Annotated in this window: 2 protein-coding genes; both read left to right on the forward strand. The window is 73.0% G+C overall.

Going from position 1 to position 4,825, the window contains the following annotated elements; all coding sequences use genetic code 11:
* A partial coding sequence (locus tag ACFWGJ_RS41965) for a TauD/TfdA dioxygenase family protein (protein WP_387334216.1) occupies positions 1-820 on the forward strand: 820 nt, incomplete at its 5' end.
* 145 nt (positions 821-965) lie between these two features.
* The gene (locus tag ACFWGJ_RS41970) at positions 966-4,781 is read left to right on the forward strand and encodes a S8 family serine peptidase (protein WP_387334217.1); all 3,816 of its coding nucleotides are present in this window, start codon (positions 966-968) and stop codon (positions 4,779-4,781) included.
* The last annotated feature ends 44 nt before the right edge of the window (positions 4,782-4,825 follow it).

The following is a 4,825-nucleotide window of genomic DNA, read 5'->3' on the forward strand; positions in this document are numbered from 1 at the left end:
GCGCTGGAAGGTGGTGTTCTTCCGCGGACAGCGCCTCGACCACGCCTCGCACGTGGCGTTCGCCCGCCGCTTCGGCACACCGGTCCGGCTGCGCAGGCGCGGCAGCGCGTCACCCGCCGACGTCCCGGAGATCGAGACGACGGCCGACCGGCTGGAACTCGGCGGGCGGTACGGCATGGAGCACGACGAGTGGCTGCGCAGGCGCCGCCACTCGCTGCTGCGCGGCTGGCACTGCGACCACGGCGCCCGCGTCGATCCGCCGGCGGCCACGATCCTGCGCGCGGAGACCGTGCCCCCGTACGGCGGCGACACCACCTGGTCGAACCTGGCCGCCGCCTACGCCGGTCTCTCGGCCCCGCTGCGGGGCTTCCTCGACGGGCTGCGGGCCGAGCACCGCCTCGGGGTCGGCTACCAGACCCGGCCCGGCGAGGACGCGTACGCACGCCATCTGCTGGACCGGCAGATCGCCACCGAGCATCCGCTGGTGCGGGTGCATCCCGAGACGGGCGAGCGCGTGCTGTTCGTCAACGGCTACTACGTCGAGCAGATCCTCGGGCTGTCCCGGATGGAGAGCGCGCCCCTGCTGGAGATGCTGGTGGAGCAGGCGACACGGCCCGAGTACACCGTGCGGTTCCGCTGGGAGCTGGGGAGCGTGGCCTTCTGGGACAACCGGGCCACCATCCACCTCGCCCCGGGCGACACCGCGCAGGTCGACCATCCCCGGGTCATGCACCGGGTGATGCTCGCGGGCGAGGTCCCCGTCGGTGTGGACGGCAGGTCCTCGGAGCCCGTCGTGGGGAGCGAACCGGGGGTCTGGTGAGGGGCCTTCGAGGCGGTCGGCCGGGTGTCGTGGTTGCGACATGTCCCACCTGTGCCACCGGAATCGAGTGACATGACATCGAGTGCCACCGGATTCTGTCCAGCGCATGAACTTCTCTGTGCGTACGACGGAAGGCACGGCACTCATGAGACGGATTCGCCTGCTGGCGGCGATATCGACAGGACTCGCCCTGGCTGCCGGCGCGGTGGCGCCGGTGGCCGCTCGCGGCGGTACGGGGCCCACGGCGACGGCGGCGGCCGACGTTCCCGCGCCGAAGAGCCTCGGCACCGTGCGCCTGATCACCGGTGACCGGGTGACCGTGGCCGCCGACTCCGAGGGACGGCGGACCGCCTCGGTCACGCCCGGACCCGGGCGGCGGCACATCCTCTTCCGGACCTACGAGCAGGACGGACGGCTGACGGTCCTGCCGTCCGACGCCGGGAACCTGGTCTCGGCGGGACGCCTGGACCGGGGGCTGTTCGACGTGGGCGCGCTGCTCGCCCAGCGGTACGACGAGGCGCACAGCGACGCGCTTCCGCTGATCGTGGCGGGCGCGGACGGCGCGGCGGAGTCCGCCGTCCGGCGGCTGACCTCGCTCGCCGAGGACGGATCGCCGGTCCGCCGGCTGGACAGCATCGGGGCGCGGTCGGTGCGGGTCGCCGAGGACGACCTCGGCCGGTTCTGGAAGCAACTGGCCGCGGACGAGGGCGCGGTGAGCACGGCCAAAGCCGCCGCCGCTCCACGGGTGTGGCTCGACGGCCGGGTGAACGCCTCGCTGGACCGCAGCGTCCCGCAGATCGGCGCGCCCGCCGTGTGGCAGGCCGGCCAGCGGGGCGAATCCGTCAAGGTCGCCGTCCTGGACACCGGCGCGGACCAGTCCCACCCCGATCTCGCCGGACGCATCTCCGAGGCCAAGGACTTCTCCGGGAGTTCCGGCACCGGGGACGCCTTCGGGCACGGCACGCATGTCGCGTCCATCGTCGGCGGCAGCGGGGCCGCGTCCGCCGGCGGCAAGGGCGGCAAGGGGGTCGCGCCGGGCGCCGACCTGCTCGTCGGCAAGGTGCTCGGCGACGACGGCTACGGCAGCGAGTCCCAGGTGATCGCCGGCATGGAGTGGGCGGCCTCCTCGGGTGCCAAGGTCGTCAACATGAGCCTGGGCTCGGACAGTCCGAGCGACGGCACGGACCCGATGAGCCTCGCACTGAACGAACTCACCGAGCGCACGGGCACGTTGTTCGTCGTCGCGGCGGGCAACAGCGGCGAGCAGGGCATGAGCACCATCGGCTCCCCCGGCGCCGCGGACGCGGCCCTCACCGTCGGCGCGGTCGACCGCGCCGGCGCCCTCGCCCCGTTCTCCAGCCGCGGCCCGCGCTCCGGTGACGACGCGGTCAAGCCCGACGTGACGGCGCCCGGCGTCGGCATCGTGGCGGCCCGCGCGGCCGGCACGACCATGGGCGACCCGGTCGACGCGCAGCACGTGGCGGCCTCCGGTACGTCGATGGCGACCCCGCATGTGGCGGGCGCCGCCGCGCTGCTCGCCCAGCGGCATCCCGGCTGGAGCGCGGCGCAGTTGAAGGACGCGCTGGTCAGCACGGCCCGTACGGCCGCGGGACAGGAGGTCACCGAGCAGGGCGGCGGTCTCATCGACGTGGCCGCCGCGGCGCTGGGTCCGGTGACCGCCACGGGGACGGTGGCCCTGGGCCCCTTCCAGACCGGTGGCGGCGAGACCCGTACGACGAAGCTGACGTACACCAACACCTCGGGTGCCGATGTCACGCTGGCGCTCGGTGCCCGGCTGGCCACGGCGGGCGGGCGCACACCGGTGGAAGGGGCGGTGAAGCTCGGCTCCGGTTCGGTGCGTGTGCCCGCGGGCGCCACCGCGGAGGTTCCGCTGACGGTCGACCCGGCCCGGGTGGAGCGGGGCGACTACTACGGATACGTGACCGCGGCCTCCGCCGACGGGAAGGTCACCGTGCACACCACGGTGAGCCTGGCCGTGCAGGGTCCGGTCCACCGGATCAGCGTCAGGACCGTCGACCTCAAGGGCAAGCAGATCGAGGCGCTGCCGACGATCTGGGGCAGCGACGGCTTCGTGGGCTACACCGACCCGGGCAGCGCCACGGAGCCGGCCGTCGCCGAGGTCGAGGAGGGCACCTACCAGCTGGACCACTCGTCGCTGGACACGGTCGCCGACGGACAGGAGCTGCGGCATGTGGTCCTGCCCGAGGTGAAGGTCACCAAGGACATGTCCGTCACGCTCGACGAGCGCAGGACGACCCTGGTCGACATCCGTACGCCCCGGCCGGCCGAGCAGCGCGGCATCCTCAGCTACCAGACGTACCGAAAGATCGACGGGCACAGCCTGATCCAGGGCACGATGTACTTCGACCTGGGCAAGCGGCTGTACGTGAGTCCGACCTCCACCGTCACCGACGGCACCTTCGAGTTCGCCTCGCGCTGGCAGCTCGTCGCACCGCTCCTCGACATGGCGGTGTCGGGCGGCAAGGGCGCCGAACAGACGCCGGACGCCTACTACATGCCCTCCTCGCCGCTCTTCGACGAGAAGGCGACCACCGGCAAGGGAGCGCGCCTGACGGCGGTCGCCGCGGGTGACGCCGCCTCTCCGGTCTTCGCCCGGGCCCGCGGGAAGCTCGCGGTCCTCACCAACGAACAGAACGTCAACGAGCGGGAGCTGGCCGAGCAGGCGGCTGCCGCCGGAGTACGCGGCATCGTGCTGGTCCACTTCAGCGACATCGCGTGGACCCGCTGGCATCCGGAGGGCGACCGCTGGGGCGTACCGACCGTCCGGATCGGCGCGAAGGCGGGAGCCGCCCTGCTGAAGCGGATCGGCAAGGGGCGGACCACGGTGACCCTCACCGGCACGGCCCGCAGCCCGTATCTGTACGACGTCATGCAGGTGTCGTCGCAGCGCGTCCCCGAGAAGGTCGTGCACACGGTGTCCGAGCGCAACAGCGCGGTGGTGACGACCAGGTACGCCGACAACGGCGGCGCGCGGTGGGCCGCCGAGCAACGCTTCGCACGGCGGCCGTACCAGGACACCGCCTGGCTGCAGTACACCCGTTATGTGCCGACCGGCTTCGACCGGACCGAGTACGTGAGTTCCGGTGACACCCAGTGGAAGCACTTCGTCCACCACGAGACCACGTTCGACGTGGACACCCCGCTGGTCGTCGGTATGGCGGACGCCGCGCGCACCTACCGGGCGGGCGAGCGGACGAGCGACACCTGGCAGGGGGCCGTCGTCCGGCCGTCGATCCCGCGCGGCACCACGGCACCGTCCGTGCGCTCGGGTGACGTACTGAGCCTGCGGATCCCGGAGTTCACCGATTCGCAGGCCGGTCACCGGTCGCGGCTGCTCGAAGGGGGCGGCGGCATCGGGACCTCGGCCGCGGCGCAGGGCGACTCGGCCGCCGCCGTGCTGTACCGCAACGGCCGGAAGACCGCGGAGGCCGACGGCGGCTACGCGGACTTCGAGGTCCCGTCCGGCGCGGCCGACTACCGGCTGGACCTCACGACGTCGCGGGTGTCCGGTGAATGGGTGTACGGGACCGGCACCGAGACGTCCTGGGCGTTCCGCTCGGGCAGTACGGGCGCGGCGACGCCCCTGCCGTTGCTCCAGCTCGACTACGACGTCCCGGTCGACGCGTACAACGCCGTCCGCTCCGGCCGTACGCACACGGTCGGGCTGTCGGTCCGCGCCCAGGACGGACTGGCCGTGCCGCGCGGGGTGAGCGTCCAGGTGGAGGCGTCGTACGACGACGGCGCGAGCTGGAGCCGGGCGACGGTGAAGGACCGCGGGCACAACGCGTTCGAGGCCACCGTCAAGAGGCCCTCGCGCGTACGCGGTGACGCGTACGTGACACTGAGAGTGACGGCTCGCGACGCGGCGGGCAACTCCGTGCGGCAGACCGTGCAACGGGCCTACCTGCACCGCGGATAGGCGCCCGGGCGCACGGCGGGGGTGAGCGGGACGCAAACCGTCCC

The sequence above is a fragment of the Streptomyces sp. NPDC060205 genome (genome assembly GCF_042728395.1).
GTDB lineage: Bacteria > Actinomycetota > Actinomycetes > Streptomycetales > Streptomycetaceae > Streptomyces.